This is a genomic window from Actinokineospora xionganensis (assembly GCF_014323725.1).
In the GTDB taxonomy this organism is placed as follows: Bacteria; Actinomycetota; Actinomycetes; order Mycobacteriales; family Pseudonocardiaceae; genus Actinokineospora; species Actinokineospora xionganensis.
Genome location: NZ_JABVED010000002.1, coordinates 287,839 through 305,716, shown reverse-complemented (window position 1 = coordinate 305,716; position 17,878 = coordinate 287,839). Strand labels below are relative to the sequence as shown.

The following is a 17,878-nucleotide window of genomic DNA, read 5'->3' as shown; positions in this document are numbered from 1 at the left end:
CAGCCGACACCCTTGTCGGGGCGGGATTCATCGCCACTCCTCGCGGTCTGAATATTTCTCCGGACACCTGTAAGAGCACGCTGGACCAGCCTGGATACGTCCCCGACCGGCCAATTTGCCGATCCCCGGCAACCACCGTGACTAATCTGGGCGAGTGATCTGGAACATCGCCGGAAGCCTGAACGTCGTTCCCGCCCTGGACCACGCCGATCTCCTGGCCGAGCCCGTGGCGAAAGCGCTTGCCACCCTGGACGGCGCAGACCGTGTCGGCGTGGCCCGCATCGATCCCGACCTGGCCGACACGGCCGCGTTCTGCCACGCCTACGGCTCGCCCCTCACCGCGTCGGCCAACTGCGTCGTCGTGCTCGGCAAACGCGGCGGCGACGAGAAGCTCGCCGCCTGCCTGGTGCTCGCCACCACCCGCGTCGACGTCAACGGCGTCGCCCGCCGCAGGCTTGACGTGCGCAAGGCGTCGTTCGCGCCGATGGACCGCGCGGTCGAGGCGACCGGCATGGCCTACGGCGGCATCACCCCGATCGGGCTGCCCGCAGACTGGCCGCTGCTCATCGACGCCGCCGTCGCCGCCGCGCCCGAACTTGTCATCGGGAGCGGAATCCGCGGCAGCAAGCTGTTCGTCCCGGGTGGCGTGCTCGCCGCGCTCCCGGGCGCGGAGGTCATCGACGACCTCGCCCGCTGAAGTACCTACGAACGTCGGTAGCCGAGAACGTGCCTGGTCAGGTCCCATTTGCCGGAGAACCTTGAAAGGGGCGTGCCGTGACGGCGCAGTTCGATGTGGACGGTCTGACCGCGGAGCGGGCCACCGTTCGCGTGGGCGTGGTCGACGACGAGCCGATGGCGCGCGCGTTCGTCTCCAAGATCCTCAGCTCGGCCCCTGACCTGCACGTCGTCGGCGAGGGAGCCGACGGCGGCGAGGCGCTGCAGCTGGCCCGCACCCAGGACCTCGACGTCCTGCTGCTGGACCTGAAGATGCCCCGGATGGATGGTCTCGACGCGCTCCGCGAGCTGCGCAGGCTCCCCACCATGCCCGCTGTGGTGGTTCTCACCACGTTCCACGCCGACCAGGCCGTCGCCTCGGCACTGCGACTGGGCGCGAAGGGCTTCCTGCTCAAGCACGTCGACCCGGCCGAGCTGGTGCGCGCGGTCCGTGTCGCGGCCCGCGGCGGGGCGGTCCTCGACCCGACGCTGACCCACGACCTGATGGGCCACCTTGCCTCCCACCACCTCGACCGCATCGGCGCCGCCGCCGAGGTCGCCCGGCTCTCCGCGCGCCTGCGCGACGTCCTGCGGTTGGTCGGCATGGGGCGCAGCAACAACGAGATCGCCGAGGAGCTGCGCCTGTCGGACTCGACGGTGCGCGGCTACGTCTCGGAGATCCTGGCGGCCACCGGCTGCTCGAACCGGGTCACCGCGGCGGTCCTAGCGCAGCGCGCCGGCCTGCTGGACTGACTTGGCGTAGGCCCGCAGCAGGGTCACGGCCTCGTCGATGTCGTCGGTGACCATGATCCATGGCTCGGCTTCGCGCCCGCGCGCGAGCCTGCGGACCAGGGGAGCGGCGGGCACGTCCTCGTTCCAGAAGCGGCTGCCGAGGAAGATCATCGGCGCTGGCGGGCCGATCGACGAGTAGTGGTTCTGCGTGTAGTCCTGGAAGACCTCCTGGACCGTGCCAGCGCTGCCCGGCGTGTAGACGATGCCGCCGGTGGCGATGGTCAGCAGGCCGTCCTCCCGCACCGAGTTGGCGAAGTACTTCGCGTGCAGCTCGCAGAACGGGTTGGGCGGCTCGTGGCCGTAGAACCACGTGGGGATGCCGATCGTGCGCGGGGTGTGGTCGACCGGCAGGTCCACCGCGAGGCCCGCGGCCAGCCAGTGGCCGATCTCGCTCGCGTCCACCGTGGAACCGCTCGCGAACTTCGGCGCGATGGCGAGCGACCGCACCACCTCGTCCACAGAGGACGACTGGGACAGCCGCACGCCCAAAGGGACGGCCTCCATGGCGCCCGGGCCGCCGCCGGTCAGCACGGTGAATCCCTCCTGGCCGAGGGTGACGCCGAGGTCGACCGCCTCGCGGTATCCGGGGGAATCGCGGGTCAGCGCGTGGCCGCCCATCACCGCCACCGGGTGACCTGTCATGGCGTCGGCGAGGGCCTCGGAGATGCTGTGGTCGTGCAGCCGCTCGGTCAGCGCGTGCAGTGGGTCGAGCTTGGTTTCCTTGGTGTGGCGGTAGATCCGGGCATCCGGGGTGTCCGCGTAGGACTCGGGGCGTGCGGGGTCGAAGCCGTCGAACAGCTCAGTGGCGGTGTAGAGCGTGGACCGGTACATGTCGTATGGCAGGTCCGGCACGGCGGGGAAGGCCAGCGCGCCCGCCGCCTCGGCCCGCCTGGCGGCCTCCGGGGTGAGGAGGCAGCCGAGGAACACGGCGCCGTCGAGCGCCGTGCGCAGCAGCGCGTCGTCCTCGCGGGCGGTCAGGTCGAGCCGGACGAGCACGACTCCCCGCAGGTCGCGTTTCTCCGCGCGGTGGCGGCGCAGCGTGTCCAGGTCGGTGATCTCAGTCCGCACGCGAGTAGCGTACGGGCGTCGCCGATTCGAGGTACGGAGAACGATGAACCAGGTCCAGGCTGTCGCCGAACAGGTGATCAATGTGCCCGTCGAGCAGGCTCGCGCCGCTGTCGCGGACTACGCGGACGTGCGCGGGAAGATCCTCACCGAGCACTACCGCGACTACGAGGTCCGCTCTGGCGGCACCGGCCCGGGCACGGTCGTGCACTGGACGCTGCAGGCCACCGCGAAGCGCGTGCGTGACGTCCTGGTCGAGGTCAGCGCACCGCAGCCGGGCGTGCTGGTCGAGGCCGACAAGAACTCCACGCTGATCAGCACCTGGACTGTCGAGGGGTCCGGGGACACGAGCACCGTGCGGGTCGTGACGACCTGGGAGGGTGCGAACGGCATCGGCGGGTTCTTCGAGCGGATCTTCGCCCCCGCGGGTCTGCGCCGCATTCACGGCGAACTCCTCGCCAACCTGAAGCGCGAACTGGAGAGCTGATGGTCACCGCCCTGGAAGTGCATCTCGCCGGCAGGCCCAAGGGCGTGCCGAGGCTGGAGAACTTCGCTTTCGTCGAGACCCCGCTGCCCGCTCCGGCGGCGGGTGAGGTCTTGGTGCGCAACCACGTCATGAGTCTCGACCCGTACATGCGGGGACGGATGAGCGCCGCGAAGTCCTACGCCGAGCCGTATGCGCTCGGCGAGGTGATGCACGGCGGGGCGGTCGGCGAGATCATCGAGTCCACTGTGGACTCATTGGCGGCCGGTGATTTCGTGCTGCACGGGGGCGGGTGGCGCGACCACGCGATCGTGCGGGCGGATGCGGTCGCCAAGGTCGACCCGGCGGTCGCTCCGCTGGGCGCTTACCTTGGCGTGCTTGGCATGCCGGGGCTGACGGCGTACGCCGGGCTGCTCGATGTGGCGGAATTTCGTTCCGGGGACACGATTTTCGTCTCCGCCGCCGCGGGAGCTGTCGGATCGCTCGTCGGCCAGATCGCGCGGCTGCGTGGGGCGAAGCGGGTCATCGGCAGTGCGGGCGGCCCGGACAAGGTCCAGCACCTGCTCGACCTCGGCTTCGACGCGGCACTCGACTACAAGGCGGCGCCGATCGGCGAGCAGTTGGCCGCGGCGGCGCCCGACGGCGTCGACGTGTACTTCGACAACGTCGGTGGCGACCACTTGGAAGCCGCCATCTCGGCCATGAACGTGCACGGCCGGATCGCCGTGTGCGGAATGATCTCGCTCTACAACGCGACCGAGCCGACGCCCGCGCCGCGTAATCTCATGCAAATCGTCGGCAAGCGCATTACCATGCGCGGCATGCTGGTCAGCGACCACTCGGCCCGCCGCGCGGACTTCATCCGCGAGGTCGGCGGCTGGGTCCGCTCCGGTGAATTGCGCTACACGGAGACCGTGGTCGACGGGCTGCGCAACGCTCCGGAGGCGTTCCTGTCGCTGCTCAGCGGCGGCAACACGGGCAAGATGCTGGTGCGGCTCGTCGACTAGCCGATCGCCTGGAGTAGCGGCGCGAACAGCCGGGTGCGGTCACCGGGCAGGGGCACGCCGCCGAGAACCATGGAAGTGGCCTGGAAGAGGACTTCCAGGCCATTTTCCTTGCCCCAGGCGAGCAAGTCGGGCTGCCTTGGGTCGAGATCGAGGCGGATCCGGCCGCCTTCCGCCAGGTCTGCGATGAGAGCGCGCGCGTCGGCCTCGTCTTGGGCGATCACCGGGCCGACCTGGACGTGGTCCTGCGTCGACATCGCCCGGCTCGCGGCGGCGTAACCCGTGATCGCCCCGTCGCGCTCGACGACTCGGATGCGGTCGGCGTACTCCGACAGCCTGGTCAGCACGTGCGTCCGGTCGACCCCGAGCACCTCGGCGTCCAACTTGAGGATGCCGGGCAGGTCGTGCGCGGTCGCGAGGCGCGTGGTGTTCGGCGCGGCTGCGGTGAAGCGGCCGAGGATGACCTCGCAGACGGAAACCGCTTGGAAGCCAAGCTTTTCGTAGAGTGGCCTGCCGTTGGAGGTCGCGTAGAGCGTGACGACGCTGTCGTCCGCTTCCGCGATCAGGTGGCGCATGATCCGTTTGCCGAGACCACGGCCCTCATACCGATCGGCCACGAGCACCATGCTGATCGCCGCCAGCCCGCCGAACCGCGTGAGAACGGCCGACGCGGCCAGTTTCCCGGCCGCGTCGGCGATTCCGTATCCCTGGCCTACCCGCAGCAGGAAGTCCCACTTGCGGTCCTCGTACGGCCATTCGCGGTTGTCCGCGAGCTCGAGGCAGGCAGTCAGGTCCACAAGGGACAGTGAACGGGGATCGGTCGTGGGAACCTGGTCGACGGGTCGGATGGTCATGGGGAAAGCATGGCGACACTCGGCGTTGGCAGGCAATCGAATTAACCGGGACAACACACGAAAGGCTGGCCGTCAAACGTTCATCCCCACGCTAAAGGGGCAATGACATACCCAAGGTCGCCACCTAACCTGGAATCGCCAAGTCAGAACGCCCGGCAGCTCACCGTCGCCCACGAGGCCGCGTGAGCTGTCAGGTCAGAAGACGACGGTTTTGTTGCCGTGCACCAGAATCCGCCCTTGCAGGTGGGCCCGAAGCCCGCCTGCGAGCACGACCTTCTCGATGTCCCGTCCCTTTCGCACCATGTCGGCCACGGAATCGCCGTGGTCGACCCGGATCACGTTCTGCTCGATGATCGGCCCGGCATCGAGTTCGGCGGTGACGTAGTGGCACGTCGCTCCGATGAGCTTCACCCCGCGCTTGTGCGCCTGGTGGTACGGGCGCGCACCGACGAACGACGGAAGGAAGCTGTGATGGATGTTCAGCGCGCGCCCCGCCCAGCGTGCGCACAACTCGGCGGGCAAGACCTGCATGAACCGCGCCAACACGATCGCGTCCGGGTCGGCGGCGTCGACCAGTTGGCTCAGCTGGGCGAAAGCCGCCGCCTTGCCCTCGGGGTCGCCCGGCGGAAAGGGCACGTGGTGGAACGGGATCCCGTGTGCCCGGGTGATGTCGGCGAGGTCGGTGTGGTTGCCGATGACCCCCCGAACGTCGACGTCGAGTTCGCCGCCGTGCACGCGGCCGAGCAGGTCGTAGAGGCAGTGGCCTTCCTTCGACACCAGGATCACCACGCGCCGCCTGACCCCGGTGTCGATGATGCTCCAGTCCGACAGGGGGCTCAGTTGCCGGGCGACCTCGGCGAACCTGGCCCGCAACTCCTCCACCCCGAAGGGCAGCGAGTCCGCCCGGACCTCCTGGCGGGTGAAGAACCAGTTGGTGTCGGGATCGGAGTGGTAGTCCGCCTCGACGATCCACCCACCCGCCTCGGTCAAGAACGACGCGATCCGCGCCACGATCCCGGTCCGGTCCGGGCACCCAAGCTTGATCACATAGCGACGTTCGTTCGACGGCACCCCCCGATTCTGTCAGGCGGCCCATGACGTCCGCGCTCCGGTGGGAGGCGGCTCACACCACCACCCATGCCCGTGACCAGCAAGAACATGAATCACCCTCCCGACCCGTCGTCCACCACGAAGCCGCCTGCCACCCCCTCGCCAAGATCGCTCATACAGTCGAGCCGTGAGGAGACACATCGAATTCACCCACCTGCACAACTTCCGCGACTTGGGCGGCTACGCCACCGCCGACGGCCGCACAGTCCGCTGGGGACGGCTCTACCGCTCGGACTCACTGTCCAAACTCGCCGCGCCGGACTGGGACCGCTTCGCCGAACTCGGTGTCCGCACAGTCATCGATCTCCGCTACCCGTGGGAGATCGAGCGAGCCGGCCGAGTGCCGGACTTCCCGGGTCTGGAGTACCACAACCTCAGCATCGAACACCGCCCCTACGGCCAGCCCTCGCTGCCGCCGACTGTCGACCCCGGCCCCTACCTGGCCGACCGCTTCGCCGAGGTAGCCGAGGACGGCACCGCTGAATTACGGCAGGCCCTGGCCCTGCTGGCAGCACCGAGCCCAGCCCCCACAGTGATCCACTGCGCCTCCGGAAAGGACCGGACGGGCTTGCTGGCAGCCCTCGTCCTCGCCCTACTGGGCGTCAACGAACCCGACATCGTCGCCGACTTCGCACTCACGGACCTGGCAACCGACCGCCTGGTAGCCGACTGGAAGGAGTCCAACCCGGACAAGGCCCTCACCTGGCCCGCCTACGGCCGGGCGCCCGCGCAGGCCATGACCCTCTTCCTGGCGGACTTGGCCGTCCGCCACGGCTCCGTCCAGGAGTACGCCATGAAGCACCTGGCAGCCGACCCTGCGTTGATCGCCGCACTCGAAGCCAACCTCTTGGAGGAAGCCGAAACCACCTGACACCCGCCCACTCGAACCTCACCCGCCGGCCTGTCGAATCGCTTGGGTCCGAGGAGGAATCCAGGCCCGCCGGTGAACCTCGGACCGCCGGTGAACCCCGGACCGCCGCTGGCAAACGCCGGACCGCTGGCAAACCCTGAACGCCAGGCATAACGTGCGGCACCCACCAGCGAGGCCGGGTGTCGGGACCACCGGTCGAGTTCGGCCGATGACACCGGATTATGAGTCCCCTGCTCTGCTATCCGCCGTATGGTCGAAGTGCTCGACTTTGGATCTCCGCCACCATCGGAGGGGCTGCCGGTCGACGCGTCGGGAGTGGAGGTTGGCGGGTTGCCGGATAGGCCGTTCGGTTCTGTAGGAGTGTGCGGGGGTGGGTGAGCCACCTGAACAGGCTGTTCTCCGGGCTGCTTGCGCTTCAGGTACTTGGCCGTTGCCGAACCGGCCGTCGGATCGGCCCCGTCGCGTGTGGTTGTTGGGGCTGAGATCAGGTTCGCATCGACGCGGCGGTCCCTCAGCTAAGGGGACCTGAGCTGGTTCAGCAGCAGCTGGTCACCCGTGATGATCGCGGTGCTCGGCCTGCGCCACAGGGCTCGGTACACCGCGTCGGCGGTGCCGACGACGGCGGCGTCGAAGTCGATCGCGGGGCACTCGTCGGCGCCTACCTCCACGCCCTGACCAGGTGCCAGCCGCAGGTTCCACACCCGGCCCGCGTCCGCCGCGTGCAGCAGGACCTCGGCGGGGGCGGCCACGGTGCAGCGGCGCGCGGCGATCAGGGACAGCAGTTCGTCGATGCCGTCGGCGGCGAAGTCGGGGTCGAAGAGCAGGGTGGGCACCGCCAGGCCGCGGGCATGCTCAGCGTCGAGGCGGTGGATGGCGGCTTCGTGGGCCGACCTTCGTGCCCACCACATCAGAGTCGTGTGCGGCCACAGTGCGGCGGCGGCGAGCAGGGTGTCGCAGAACGAGTCCGGGTTCCACCACGCCAGCAGTTCGTCCCAGTCCCGCGGCGCCGGGCGGCCCGGGGACTCCTCGCTGGGCCAGGACTGGGCTCGGGCCACATGGGACACCAACTGGTGGACAGTCCACTCCGGACAGGTCGGCACCGCCGCTTCCGGTCCCGCGTCGATGGCCGCCGCGCGCAGGGCGGCGGAGTGGAGGCGGATCTGGTCGACTGCCTTGGCGAAGTCCACGGTCCGACCTTAGAGCGCGCGGCAGGGGATCTGCAGCTCCCCCGCCGTGACCTTTAAGTCCGGTGCGAAGCCCAAGCGCAACCCGGTACGAGCGGCTTCACGCCTGCGCGCCAGGAACCACCCGGATCAGGAATCTCGCGCACCGGATTCACAGGCAGGACCTAGTCGAGCCTGGTGCGGGCGTACTCGGCCATCGCCGCGCGCAGGAATTCCGCGAGGCGCGGGTCGGTCTCGTCGAACTTCGCACGGAATCGCGGGTCGTCGGCGTACACGTCACCCAGGCCCGTGTAGGACTCGCGGTTCGGGGTCCAGAAGTTCTTCAGCCACTCGTGGTGGCCGTGGATCGTCTCCTGCACCAGCGGATCCGCCGGTTCCCGCCCCGCGTCGAGGTGCGCGACGAGTGCCTCCAGCGACGCCACCCAGGTCTGCCCCTGGCCACGCCACCAGTCCTCACCCTTGCCCTTGACCCGCTCGGTCGCGGCGTCCACGTGGGACGCTCCCCACCGCTCGCGGGCCTCCTGTTGCAACGCCGCCTGCCGAGGAGAGTCGAAACCCTCGAACCAGTGCTCAGCGGTCGTCATCTTGTTTCCTCCTTCCACATCCCTGATCGTCCGGGAGACGGTCTCGGCCAGCCGGTCGAACCGGTCGCGCTCGGCGAGCAGCCAGCGGTGGTGCAGGCGCAGCGCCTCCACCTTGTCGCGGCCGTTGTCGACGATCTCGGCGATCGCGTCGAGACCCAGGCCCAACTCGCGCAGGACCAGGATCTGCTGCAGGCGCAGCAGCTGCTCGGGCCCGTAGTAGCGGTAACCGTTGTGGCCCACCGACTCCGGCGGCAGCAGCCCGATGTCGTCGTAGTGCCGCAGCGTCCGCGACGTCACCTTCGACATCCGCGCCACCTGGGCGATCGACCAGCTCATCCCGCCTCCCTCTCTGTCGAGGACCACGGTAGAAGTTGACGCAACGTCAATGTCAAGGCGCGACGGCGGACCACTCGACGGTGACTTCGCCGAGCCGCCAGCGCCTTCGCGTGTCCAGCACCGGCCACCCCGCCGCGGCGAACGCCCGGATGGTCTCCACCCACCGCGCCCGCGGGCCGAACGGGGCGAACGACGCCGCGGTGGCCCAGCAGCCGTCCAGCGCGGCCAGCAGGTCATGCACCCGCTCGCCCGGCACGTTGCGGTGGATCAGGGCCTTCGGCAGCCGCTCCGCCAGGTCTGACGGCTGCTCGATGCCCGACGGCAGGCACGAGAGGGTGAAGGTCCGCGGCCCGGAAGCGTCGAGCGTGACCCAGCAGCACCGGCGGCCGATCTCGTCGCACGTGCCCTCGACCAGCAGGCCGCCGGGCGCGAGCCGCGAGCGCATCCTCGCCCATGACGCCGCGGACTCCTCCTCTGTGTACTGCCGCAGCACGTTGAACGTGCGCAGCAGCACCGGCCGGGCGCCCGCCAGTTCGAAGCCGCCACGCCGGAACTGCAGCCGGGGCGGGTCGGCGACCGGCAGGGCGGCGGCCACCCGCTCGGGGTCGATCTCCAGACCGAGGACCCGCACTTCGGGACGCACCGTGCGCAGCCTGGCCGCCATCTCGACCGTGGTGATCGGCGTCGCGCCGTAGCCGAGGTCGACGACGAGCGGGTCCGCCGCGGCCAGCAGCGCCGCACGTATCTCGGGAGATCCGACCATCCACCGGTCGACGCGGCGCAGCCGGTTCGGGTTGGTCGTGCCGCGCGTCGGGCTGCCCAGGGCTCGGGCGCGACCCGCGGCCAGGCGGGGGGTTCGGGCCACGAGCTACTTACCGGCGAGCCACTTCGCGGCGAACTCGGCCTCGGCGGCGAGCAGCCGGGTGACCTGCTCGGCGATCACGGACTCGATCTTGCCGCCGATGAACGGGATGCTGACCTTCACCTCGCCGCGGGTCGACCACTCGCTGCCGCCTGCGGTGTCCACGAGCCGGAAGACACCCTTGATGTCGCCGGGAACCGCGGAGACGTCTGCCGAGGTCGTGCCCGCGAACGCCGCGCCGTCGGACCGCCACGACTCGGTGCGCTCGACGATCAGGTCACCTTTGATCACCGTGCGCGCGATCGAGGGCAGGCGCTGGGCTTCGACGCCCTGGCGCAGCTTGAAGGTCACGGTGTCGCCGTCGGCCGAGTAGGCCAGCAGCGTGGCGTCCTTGCCGCCGAGTTCGCGCAGCCGCGCGTCGAGAAACGCCCGGTCGACCAGGGCGGCATGGATCTCGGAGGCCCGTCGGGTGAACGCGGCGCGGTGCTCGATGCGGCTTGCCATGGCCAGGAGGTTACCGTTGGGTCCCGTGACCAGCCTCCCACTCGGTGCCGGCGTCCGGACGGACGTTCCGCTCAGCGGCTACACCACCCTGCGCCTCGGTGGTCCGGCCGCCGATTTCGTGGCCGCCGCGACCGCCGCCGAGGTGGTCGACGCGGTCCGGGCGGCCGACGGCGCGGGCACCCCGCTGCTGGTTCTCGGCGGCGGATCGAACCTGGTGATCGCCGACGAGGGCTTCGACGGCACCGTCGTGCGGGTGGCCAACCGCGGCAGCAAGATCGACTGCACCTCGCCCGGCCGGGTCCAGCTGACCGTCGAGGCTGGCGAGGACTGGGACACCGTGGTCGCGGGCACGGTCGAGGCCGGGCTCGGCGGCCTGGAGTGCCTCTCCGGCATCCCCGGCTTCGTCGGCGCGACCCCGGTGCAGAACGTCGGCGCGTACGGCGTCGAGATCGCCCAGGTCCTGGTCTCGGTCGACCTGCTCGACCGCGAGACGACCGAGGTGCGCACGCTCGACGTGTCCGAACTCGGCCTCGGCTACCGCACCAGCATCCTCAAGGGCACCGACCGCGCCGTCGTGCTGCGGGCCCGCTTCGAACTGGTCGACGACGGAATGTCCGCGCCGATCCGCTACACCGAACTGGCCCGCGCCCTCGGTGTCCGCCAGGACGAGCGGGTCCCGGTGGCCGCCGCGCGCGAGGCAGTGCTGAACCTGCGGCTCGGCAAGGGAATGGTCCTCGACCCGCTCGACCACGACACGTGGAGCGCGGGCTCGTTCTTCACCAACCCGATCGTCGCCGACGCCGACATCGAGGGCGTCATGGCCCGCATCGTCGAACGGGTCGGCCCGGACGTGTCGGTGCCGAAGTACCCGGCGGGGCCGGGCGCGTCGAAGCTGTCGGCGGCCTGGCTGATCGAGCGCGCGGGGTTCGCCAAGGGCCATCAGGGCCCCGGTGGCCGGGTCGCCCTCTCCGCCAAGCACACCCTGGCGCTGACCAACCGCGGCACCGCGACGACGGCGGACCTGCTGGCGCTGGCCACGGAGGTCCGCGATGGCGTCCGCGCGGCCTTCGGCGTCGACCTGCACCCCGAGCCCGTGTTGGTGAACTGCTCGCTCTAGACCCGGTGGGCTCGGGTCGCTGAGGCCTGGGCGCGCGGCTTCATGACGATCTGGTCCAGGTTCACGTGCGGTGACCGGGTCACCGCGAACGTGATCACCTCGGCGACGTCGTCGGCGGTGAGCGGCTCGATGCCCTCGTAGACCTTCTCCGCGCGCTCCTGGTCGCCGTCGAACCGGTTGGCCGAGAAATCCGTCTCCACCATCCCGGGCAGCACTTCGGTGAACCGCACGGGCTGCCCGAGGTGCTCGCCGCGCAGGGTCCGGTGCAGCGCGGACTGGGCGTGCTTGGCCGCGGTGTACCCGGAGCCGCCGTCGTAGATCTCGGTCGCCGCGATGGACGTCACGGTGACCACGTGCCCATTGCCGGACGCGACCAGCTTGGGCAGCAGGGCCTTGGTCATCCGCAGCGTGCCCATGACGTTGGCATCCCACATCCACTGCCAGCGGTCCTCGTCGGCGTCCAGGACGCGGTCGAGCCCGCGGGCGCCACCTGCGTTGTTCACCAGGACGTGGCACGCTGGAACACGGGAACAGAAAGACTCAATCGACGCGGGATCGGTCACGTCCAGTTCGATCGCCTGTCCGCTGATCTCGGCGGCGACCTTCTCGAGCAGGTCAAGGCGCCGGGCGCCCAGAACGACGTCGAACCCGGCGGCCGCGAGGTGGCGGGCGGTGGCCGCGCCGATCCCCGCGCTGGCGCCGGTCACTACCGCGATTGCGTTGTTCACGGCCCAATCTTTCCCCACCCGCCGACAACCATGTATGAGCACGGTCACAGCGGCCCCACCCGGCGGCGGCTGGCGCGTCCTCATCGATGGGGACCAGACTCGACACAGGAGGCACACGGTGAGACGCAGTCGGACGGCAGTGGTTCTGGGAACTTTGTTCCTGGCCTTGGCCCTGCTTGCCGGATGCACGTCCGAGTCCCCTGGTGGCGGCGGTCCCACCGCCGACGACGCGCCGCCGAAGGCGAAGCTCGTCGCGAGTCCCGCCGCCGACGCGAAGGATGTCGCGCCCACCGAGCCGGTCACCGTGTCGGTCACCGAGGGCACCATCGACTCGGTCGAGGTGAAGAACGACGCGGGCAAGGCCATCAAGGGCGAGACCGCGCCGGACAAGCTCACCTGGAAGTCCACCGAGGTGCTCGGCTACGCCAAGAAGTACACCTACGAGGCATCCGCCACCGGGGCCGACGGCAAGAAGGTCGAGCTCAAGGGCGCCTTCACCACCCTCAAGCCCGCCAAGACCCCGCGGGCCACGGTCAACCCGGGGGACAACGCCACGGTCGGTGTCGCGATGCCGATCAGCATCAAGTTCCCCGAGGGCAAGGTGACCGACAAGGCCGCCGTCGAGAAGGCGCTCAAGGTCGAGACGTCGCAGCCGGTCGAGGGCTCGTGGGCGTGGCTGCACGACCAGCAGGTCGACTGGCGGCCCAAGGAGTACTGGCCCGCGGGCACGAAGGTCACGGTCACCGCGAAGCTCTACGGGCTGGCCTACGGCGGCGGCGCGTACGGCAAGGCCGACCTGTCGTCGAAGTTCACCATCGGGCGCAACCAGGTCGTGAAGATCCACACCCCCGACCACAAGATGAACGTCTACCGCGACGGCAAGCTCTTCGCGAGTTACCCGGCGAGCAACGGCAAGGACGCCGACCCGAACCTGAACACGCCCAACGGCACCATGATCGTCATGCAGAAGGACCCGATCGGCGACTTCTCCAACCCGCGGTACGGCTACACCAACGTCAAGAAGAAGTGGGCCGTGCGGTTCTCCAACCACGGCGAGTTCATCCACGAGAACGAGGAGAACCGGGCCAACATCGGCAAGGTCAACTCCTCGCACGGCTGCGTGAACCTGTTCGAGGCCGACGCCAAGGCGTACTTCGACAGCGCGATCATCGGCGACCCGGTGGAGGTCACCGGCTCCCAGGCGAACATGCCCACGACGTCGGATGTCTACGACTGGCTGATCCCGTGGAGCCAGTGGCAGAAGATGTCCGCCCTGGAATGACCGTTGGGATGGCGGGCCACCGAGCAACGCGGCCGAGGAACGGTCGGTCGGTGTGACATGGCTCACCCATGAGTGTGGAGGACCGCACTCGGGAAGATTCCGGGGTCGTTCCCGCGTTGGATCTCCCGGGTGGGTCTCCGCCCTTCGCCGAACGCGTCGACGAGGAACCGCGTCCTCCGCCAGCCATGCGGCGGACCGGAAGGGGTGAACCGGGGTGACTCCCACTCAGCTGCGCAAGCCGCGCCGCGTCGCGGTGCTGTCGGTGCACACGTCGCCGCTCGAACAGCCCGGCACGGGCGACGCGGGCGGCATGAACGTCTACATCACCGAGACCGCCACCCGCATGGCCCAGCGCGGTATCGCCGTCGAGGTCTTCACCCGGTCCACGTCCTCCGGCCTGCCCCCGGTCGCCGAGCTGGCGCCGGGCGTCCTCGTGCGCCATGTCTCCGCGGGGCCGTTCGAAGGCCTCGACCGCGCCGAGTTGCCCGCCGAGCTGTGCGGGTTCACCGCGGGCGTGCTGCGCGCCGAGGCCCGCCATGAACCCGGCTACTACGACCTCGTCCACTCCCACTACTGGCTCTCCGGCCAGGTCGGCTGGCTGACCCGCAAGCGCTGGGGCGTGCCGCTGGTGCACACGGCGCACACCCTGGCCAAGGTCAAGAACGCCGCCCTCGCCGCGGGTGACACCCCTGAGCCACGGCAGCGGGTGATCGGCGAGCAGCAGATCGTCGACGAGGCCGACCGGCTCATCGCCAACACCGACGTCGAGGCCGCGCAGCTGGTCTCGCTCTACGACGCCGACCCGGAGAAGGTCGACATCATCGCCCCCGGCGTCGACCTCGAACGCTTCCGGCCCGGCGGCAGGCACGCCGCCCGGCGGCGGCTGGGCATCGCCCCGGACGCGATCGTGTTCGCCTTCGTCGGCCGCATCCAGCCGCTCAAAGCCCCCGACGTACTGCTGCGCGCGGTCGCCGCGCTGCTCGCGCGCGGGGAGATAGCCCGCGAGCGCCTGGTCGTGCTGGTCGCGGGCGGCCCATCGGGCACCGGGCTGGAGCAGCCCGCCGCGCTGCAGGACCTGGCCGTCGCACTCGACATCACCGACGTCGTCCGGTTCCTCCCGCCGCAGTCGGGCGAGGCGCTCGCGGACGTCTACCGCGCCGCCGACACCGTGGCCGTGCCCAGCCACAACGAGAGCTTCGGCCTGGTCGCCCTGGAGGCGCAGGCCTGCGGCACGCCGGTCGTCGCCGCGGCCGTCGGCGGCCTCCCGGTCGCGGTGGCCGATGGCTTCTCCGGCCTGCTCGTCGCCGGTCACGCCACCGACGACTGGGCGGACACCCTCGGCAGGCTGGCCCAGAGCCCCCGCCTGCGCGCCGAACTCGGCACCGGCGCCGTCCAACACGCCCACCGCTTCTCCTGGGACCGCACGACCGACGCCCTCATCGCGGCCTACGCGGACGCCGACCACGCGCTGCGCTACTCGCTCGCGCGTGCTGAGGTGGCCGTGTGAGCGAGCTTGCGAGCGAACCAATGTCACGCGAGTGGAGCCACCGAACCTGTGAGGTGGCGCAATGAGCGATCTGGACACCCTGATCCAGAAGACCCTCGACGAGCGCGAACTGGCGTATGACCACCCCGCGCCGGGTCGCTTCCTGGTCACCCTGCCGGGGATCAAGAAGCAGCAGACCAACACGTGGCTGATCGTCGGCAACCACGGCCTCGTGGTGGAGGCCTTCGTGTGCCGCCGCCCGGACGAGGCGCACGAGGACGTCTACCGCTACCTGCTGCGCCGCAACGCCAAGCTCTACGGCGTCTCCTACACCGTCGACAAGGTCGGCGACATCTACCTGATCGGCCGGGTCGCGCTGAGCTCGATCACCGCCGACGAGCTCGACCGCCTGCTCGGTCAGGTCCTCGAAGCCGCCGACGGCGACTTCAACCCGATCCTGGAGATCGGCTTCGCCACCTCCATCCGGCGGGAATGGGACTGGCGGGTCTCCCGCGGCGAGTCGCTGGCGAACCTCAAAGCGTTCGAGCACCTGGTGCGGCCCGAGCGCGAAGATCGGCCGGGTCTGACCGAAACCGAGTCGTGACCAGCATTTCGGCAACGTAAGGAGCCTCCGCCGACGTCTGATGAGGACGACGGAACTGGGAGGCACCGAATGCGTTCGACCAAGCAGAGACGATTAGCAGGACTGTTGCTCGCCCTCGCCGCGACCGGCGGGCTGACCGCCTGCGGCTCGTCCGCCTCGGAGTCGGGCAGCGCCGCCGCGCCCGCCGACATGCGCGGCGAGAACCCCGCCATGGCCCCGGAGGCGGCCACCGGCTACAGCACCTCGGGTGGGGCGGACAAGGCGGCGCCCGGCGAGAAGCGGGAGCAAGCCGCGCAGGTGGGGCAGCCCGGCGTCGACCGCAAGCTCGTCCGCACGGCCACGATCGTCCTGGTCACGCCCAATGTGCGCGACAGCGCCGAGCAGGCCCGCCAGATCGTGGTGGGGACTGGCGGCTACACCGGTCAGGCGGAGGTTGGCGACCGAAGTGCCACGATGACCCTCTACGTCCCAAGCGACAAACTCGACGAGACGCTGCGCAAGCTCTCCGCGCCCGAATTGGGCAAGGAGGAGTCGCGCAGCCAGTCCGCGCAGGACGTCACCGAGCAGATCGTCGACGTCGAGAGCCGCATCCAGACCCAGCGGGCCAGCCTGGAGCGGGTGCGGGCGCTGCTGGGCCGGGCCCAGCAGATCTCCGAGGTCGTCCAGCTCGAATCCGAGGTGACCCGCCGCGAGGCCGACCTGGAGTCGCTGCTCAAGCGCCGGGAGCGGCTCGCGGGCAGCGTGGCCATGTCCACGGTGACCCTGCGGCTGTCCCGTGACAGCGCACCCCCGCCCCCGGCCGACGACGACACATTGCTCGGCGCGCTCGCGGGCGGCTGGAAGGCGTTCGTCGACACCACGTCGTTCGTCGTCCGGGCGATCGCCCAGGTGTTGCCGTTCGCCGTGGTGCTCGGCGTGCCCGCCTACCTGGTGTGGCGCCATCGTCGGCGGTCGGCGCGACCGGCACAGCCCGCGCCGCAGCCGGTGGCTCAGGAGTCCTGATTGAGTGGTCGCGGGGCGATTCAGCGAGGGGGGAGTCGCATATCTGGACCGCCCCGCGACCAAGACCCGCTCCGGTCACGTGGCGGGGGAGGCCACGGACACCCAGCGCGGGGGTGCGGCTCGGCAGGGGAGTCGAGCCGCACGTCGGCCACATCGGGTCAGGGAGTGCGTGGGAGCAGACCCGATGTGGCTTGAGTCAACTTGGCAGACGCCGGCAACCGACACAAGGCCACGTAGTACGCCGATCGTGGAAATAGCTGTCAGTAAGTAACAGTTTTGTCACGGAATCTCATGCTTTCGCGACTATCGGTCGCCGGTTGACCCGCTCCGCGCCACGGATTACTCCGAACGGGGCATAGTCCAGCTTCAGTGTGGTTTCGGTTACATCATCTGGCCCATCGCCGGCGGTCACCTGGCCCACGCCCCTTCGCGGGCGGGGAGACGTCCTTCACGGCCGCGGCGGCCTTCGGATCTGGCAGGCTCACCGCATGGCAATTGGAACCTTGGTGCTCATCCGGCACGGCGAGAGCGTCTGGAACGCGCAGAACCTGTTCACCGGCTGGGTCGACGTGGAGCTCTCGGAGAAGGGCGTCGCCGAGGCCGCCCGCGGTGGTCACCTCCTGCGTGAGGCGAACCTGCTGCCCGACATCGTGCACACCTCGCTGCAGCGGCGCGCGATCTCGACGGCGAACCTGGCCCTCGACGCGGCCGACCGGCACTGGATCCCGGTCAAGCGCGACTGGCGGCTCAACGAACGCCACTACGGCGCCCTTCAGGGCAAGAACAAGAAGCAGACCCTCGAGGAGTTCGGCGAGGAGCAGTTCATGCTCTGGCGCCGCTCCTACGACACCCCGCCGCCGCCCATCGAGAAGGGCAGCGAGTTCAGCCAGGACGGCGACCCGCGCTACGCGGGCATCGAGGCGCCGCTGACCGAGTGCCTCAAGGACGTCGTCGCCCGGGTCGTGCCCTACTGGGAGAACGAGATCGTCCCCGACCTCAAGTCGGGCAAGAACGTGCTGGTCGCCGCACACGGCAATTCGCTGCGCGCGCTGGTCAAGCACCTCGACGGCATCTCCGACGCCGACATCGCAGGCCTCAACATCCCGACCGGCATCCCCCTGCGCTACGACCTCGACGAGTCCGCCGCCCCCACCACCCCCGGCGGCCTCTACCTCGACCCTGAGGCCGCCGCCGTAGCCATCGCCAAGGTCGCCAACCAAGGCCGCTAACCCCTCGCGAGTCCAACGTTCAAAACAACGAGTCCAACGTTCAGAACATCCCAACTCGCCGTTCGC

At 69.8% G+C, this 17,878-nt stretch carries 19 protein-coding genes; 11 read left to right on the top strand and 8 right to left on the bottom strand.

Going from position 1 to position 17,878, the window contains the following annotated elements:
- Window positions 1–154 precede the first annotated feature (154 nt).
- Complete coding sequence (locus GPZ80_RS05045) at window positions 155–697, top strand: YbaK/EbsC family protein (protein WP_187218563.1); 543 nt, start codon at window positions 155–157, stop codon at window positions 695–697.
- Between the two features lie 77 nt (window positions 698–774).
- Window positions 775–1,467, top strand: coding sequence for a response regulator (locus tag GPZ80_RS05040; protein WP_312880121.1), 693 nt, complete (start codon window positions 775–777; stop codon window positions 1,465–1,467).
- On the opposite strand, the gene GPZ80_RS05035 is transcribed toward GPZ80_RS05040, so the two are convergent.
- Complete coding sequence (locus GPZ80_RS05035; protein WP_187218562.1) at window positions 1,438–2,574, bottom strand: LOG family protein; 1,137 nt, start codon at window positions 2,572–2,574, stop codon at window positions 1,438–1,440. The two genes, GPZ80_RS05040 and GPZ80_RS05035, sit on opposite strands and share 30 nt — an antisense overlap.
- A gap of 43 nt (window positions 2,575–2,617) precedes the next feature.
- On the opposite strand from GPZ80_RS05035, the gene GPZ80_RS05030 reads away from it, so the two are divergent.
- Both GPZ80_RS05030 and GPZ80_RS05025 read left to right on the top strand, forming a co-directional pair.
- The gene (locus GPZ80_RS05030; protein WP_187218561.1) at window positions 2,618–3,058 is read left to right on the top strand and encodes an SRPBCC family protein; all 441 of its coding nucleotides are present in this window, start codon (window positions 2,618–2,620) and stop codon (window positions 3,056–3,058) included.
- Complete coding sequence (locus GPZ80_RS05025) at window positions 3,058–4,062, top strand: NADP-dependent oxidoreductase (RefSeq protein WP_187218560.1); 1,005 nt, start codon at window positions 3,058–3,060, stop codon at window positions 4,060–4,062. Before GPZ80_RS05030 ends, GPZ80_RS05025 begins: the two co-directional genes overlap by 1 nt.
- Here the strand turns inward: GPZ80_RS05025 and GPZ80_RS05020 are convergent.
- Together GPZ80_RS05020 and purU are read right to left on the bottom strand one after the other, a co-directional pair.
- Window positions 4,059–4,913 (bottom strand): GNAT family N-acetyltransferase, encoded by an 855-nt coding sequence (locus tag GPZ80_RS05020; RefSeq protein ID WP_187218559.1) that lies wholly within the window; start codon window positions 4,911–4,913, stop codon window positions 4,059–4,061. The genes GPZ80_RS05025 and GPZ80_RS05020 overlap by 4 nt on opposite strands.
- A gap of 195 nt (window positions 4,914–5,108) precedes the next feature.
- Window positions 5,109–5,984, bottom strand: a complete 876-nt coding sequence (gene purU / locus GPZ80_RS05015) for a formyltetrahydrofolate deformylase (RefSeq protein WP_187218558.1) — start codon at window positions 5,982–5,984, stop codon at window positions 5,109–5,111.
- Between the two features lie 166 nt (window positions 5,985–6,150).
- Between purU and GPZ80_RS05010 the strand changes: the two genes are divergently transcribed.
- Window positions 6,151–6,894 (top strand): tyrosine-protein phosphatase, encoded by a 744-nt coding sequence (locus tag GPZ80_RS05010; protein WP_187218557.1) that lies wholly within the window; start codon window positions 6,151–6,153, stop codon window positions 6,892–6,894.
- Between the two features lie 515 nt (window positions 6,895–7,409).
- Here GPZ80_RS05010 and GPZ80_RS05005 read toward each other — a convergent pair.
- The 4 genes from GPZ80_RS05005 to GPZ80_RS04990 form a co-directional block, all read right to left on the bottom strand.
- Window positions 7,410–8,081 carry a maleylpyruvate isomerase N-terminal domain-containing protein gene (locus tag GPZ80_RS05005; protein WP_187218556.1) on the bottom strand — a complete coding sequence of 224 codons (672 nt, stop codon included), beginning with the start codon at window positions 8,079–8,081 and terminating at the stop codon, window positions 7,410–7,412.
- A gap of 161 nt (window positions 8,082–8,242) precedes the next feature.
- Window positions 8,243–8,998, bottom strand: a complete 756-nt coding sequence (locus GPZ80_RS05000) for a MerR family transcriptional regulator (RefSeq protein WP_187218555.1) — start codon at window positions 8,996–8,998, stop codon at window positions 8,243–8,245.
- A 52-nt stretch (window positions 8,999–9,050) separates the two neighbouring features.
- A complete protein-coding gene (locus GPZ80_RS04995) occupies window positions 9,051–9,863 on the bottom strand; it encodes a class I SAM-dependent methyltransferase (RefSeq protein WP_187218554.1) in 813 nt (270 codons plus the stop codon).
- Between the two features lie 3 nt (window positions 9,864–9,866).
- Window positions 9,867–10,364, bottom strand: a complete 498-nt coding sequence (locus GPZ80_RS04990) for a DUF2505 domain-containing protein (RefSeq protein WP_187218553.1) — start codon at window positions 10,362–10,364, stop codon at window positions 9,867–9,869.
- A gap of 25 nt (window positions 10,365–10,389) precedes the next feature.
- On the opposite strand from GPZ80_RS04990, the gene GPZ80_RS04985 reads away from it, so the two are divergent.
- On the top strand, window positions 10,390–11,481 hold the full coding sequence (locus GPZ80_RS04985; RefSeq protein WP_312880119.1) for a UDP-N-acetylmuramate dehydrogenase: 1,092 nt from the start codon (window positions 10,390–10,392) through the stop codon (window positions 11,479–11,481).
- On the opposite strand, the gene GPZ80_RS04980 is transcribed toward GPZ80_RS04985, so the two are convergent.
- Complete coding sequence (locus tag GPZ80_RS04980) at window positions 11,478–12,209, bottom strand: SDR family NAD(P)-dependent oxidoreductase (RefSeq protein ID WP_187218551.1); 732 nt, start codon at window positions 12,207–12,209, stop codon at window positions 11,478–11,480. The genes GPZ80_RS04985 and GPZ80_RS04980 overlap by 4 nt on opposite strands.
- Window positions 12,210–12,327: 118 nt before the next feature.
- Between GPZ80_RS04980 and GPZ80_RS04975 the strand changes: the two genes are divergently transcribed.
- The 5 genes from GPZ80_RS04975 to GPZ80_RS04955 all read left to right on the top strand — a co-directional run bounded on the left by GPZ80_RS04975 (window position 12,328) and on the right by GPZ80_RS04955 (window position 17,812).
- Complete coding sequence (locus tag GPZ80_RS04975) at window positions 12,328–13,491, top strand: L,D-transpeptidase (RefSeq protein ID WP_376771634.1); 1,164 nt, start codon at window positions 12,328–12,330, stop codon at window positions 13,489–13,491.
- A 214-nt stretch (window positions 13,492–13,705) separates the two neighbouring features.
- Complete coding sequence (gene mshA / locus GPZ80_RS04970; protein ID WP_187218549.1) at window positions 13,706–14,998, top strand: D-inositol-3-phosphate glycosyltransferase; 1,293 nt, start codon at window positions 13,706–13,708, stop codon at window positions 14,996–14,998.
- Window positions 14,999–15,059: 61 nt separating this feature from the next.
- Window positions 15,060–15,581 carry a type III secretion system chaperone family protein gene (locus GPZ80_RS04965; RefSeq protein ID WP_187218548.1) on the top strand — a complete coding sequence of 174 codons (522 nt, stop codon included), beginning with the start codon at window positions 15,060–15,062 and terminating at the stop codon, window positions 15,579–15,581.
- A gap of 69 nt (window positions 15,582–15,650) precedes the next feature.
- Window positions 15,651–16,583 carry a DUF4349 domain-containing protein gene (locus tag GPZ80_RS04960; RefSeq protein WP_187218547.1) on the top strand — a complete coding sequence of 311 codons (933 nt, stop codon included), beginning with the start codon at window positions 15,651–15,653 and terminating at the stop codon, window positions 16,581–16,583.
- Window positions 16,584–17,071: 488 nt separating this feature from the next.
- Complete coding sequence (locus GPZ80_RS04955) at window positions 17,072–17,812, top strand: phosphoglyceromutase (protein WP_187218546.1); 741 nt, start codon at window positions 17,072–17,074, stop codon at window positions 17,810–17,812.
- Window positions 17,813–17,878 lie beyond the last annotated feature (66 nt).

Coding starts and splice junctions, on each gene's coding strand:
- GPZ80_RS05030 (WP_187218561.1), top strand. CDS start 2,618: ATGAACCAGGTCCAGGCTGTCGCCGAACAGGTGATCAATGTGCCCGTC.
- GPZ80_RS05025 (WP_187218560.1), top strand. CDS start 3,058: ATGGTCACCGCCCTGGAAGTGCATCTCGCCGGCAGGCCCAAGGGCGTG.
- GPZ80_RS05020 (WP_187218559.1), bottom strand. CDS start 4,913: ATGACCATCCGACCCGTCGACCAGGTTCCCACGACCGATCCCCGTTCA.
- GPZ80_RS05000 (WP_187218555.1), bottom strand. CDS start 8,998: ATGAGCTGGTCGATCGCCCAGGTGGCGCGGATGTCGAAGGTGACGTCG.
- GPZ80_RS04990 (WP_187218553.1), bottom strand. CDS start 10,364: ATGGCAAGCCGCATCGAGCACCGCGCCGCGTTCACCCGACGGGCCTCC.
- GPZ80_RS04965 (WP_187218548.1), top strand. CDS start 15,060: ATGAGCGATCTGGACACCCTGATCCAGAAGACCCTCGACGAGCGCGAA.
- GPZ80_RS04960 (WP_187218547.1), top strand. CDS start 15,651: ATGCGTTCGACCAAGCAGAGACGATTAGCAGGACTGTTGCTCGCCCTC.
- GPZ80_RS04955 (WP_187218546.1), top strand. CDS start 17,072: ATGGCAATTGGAACCTTGGTGCTCATCCGGCACGGCGAGAGCGTCTGG.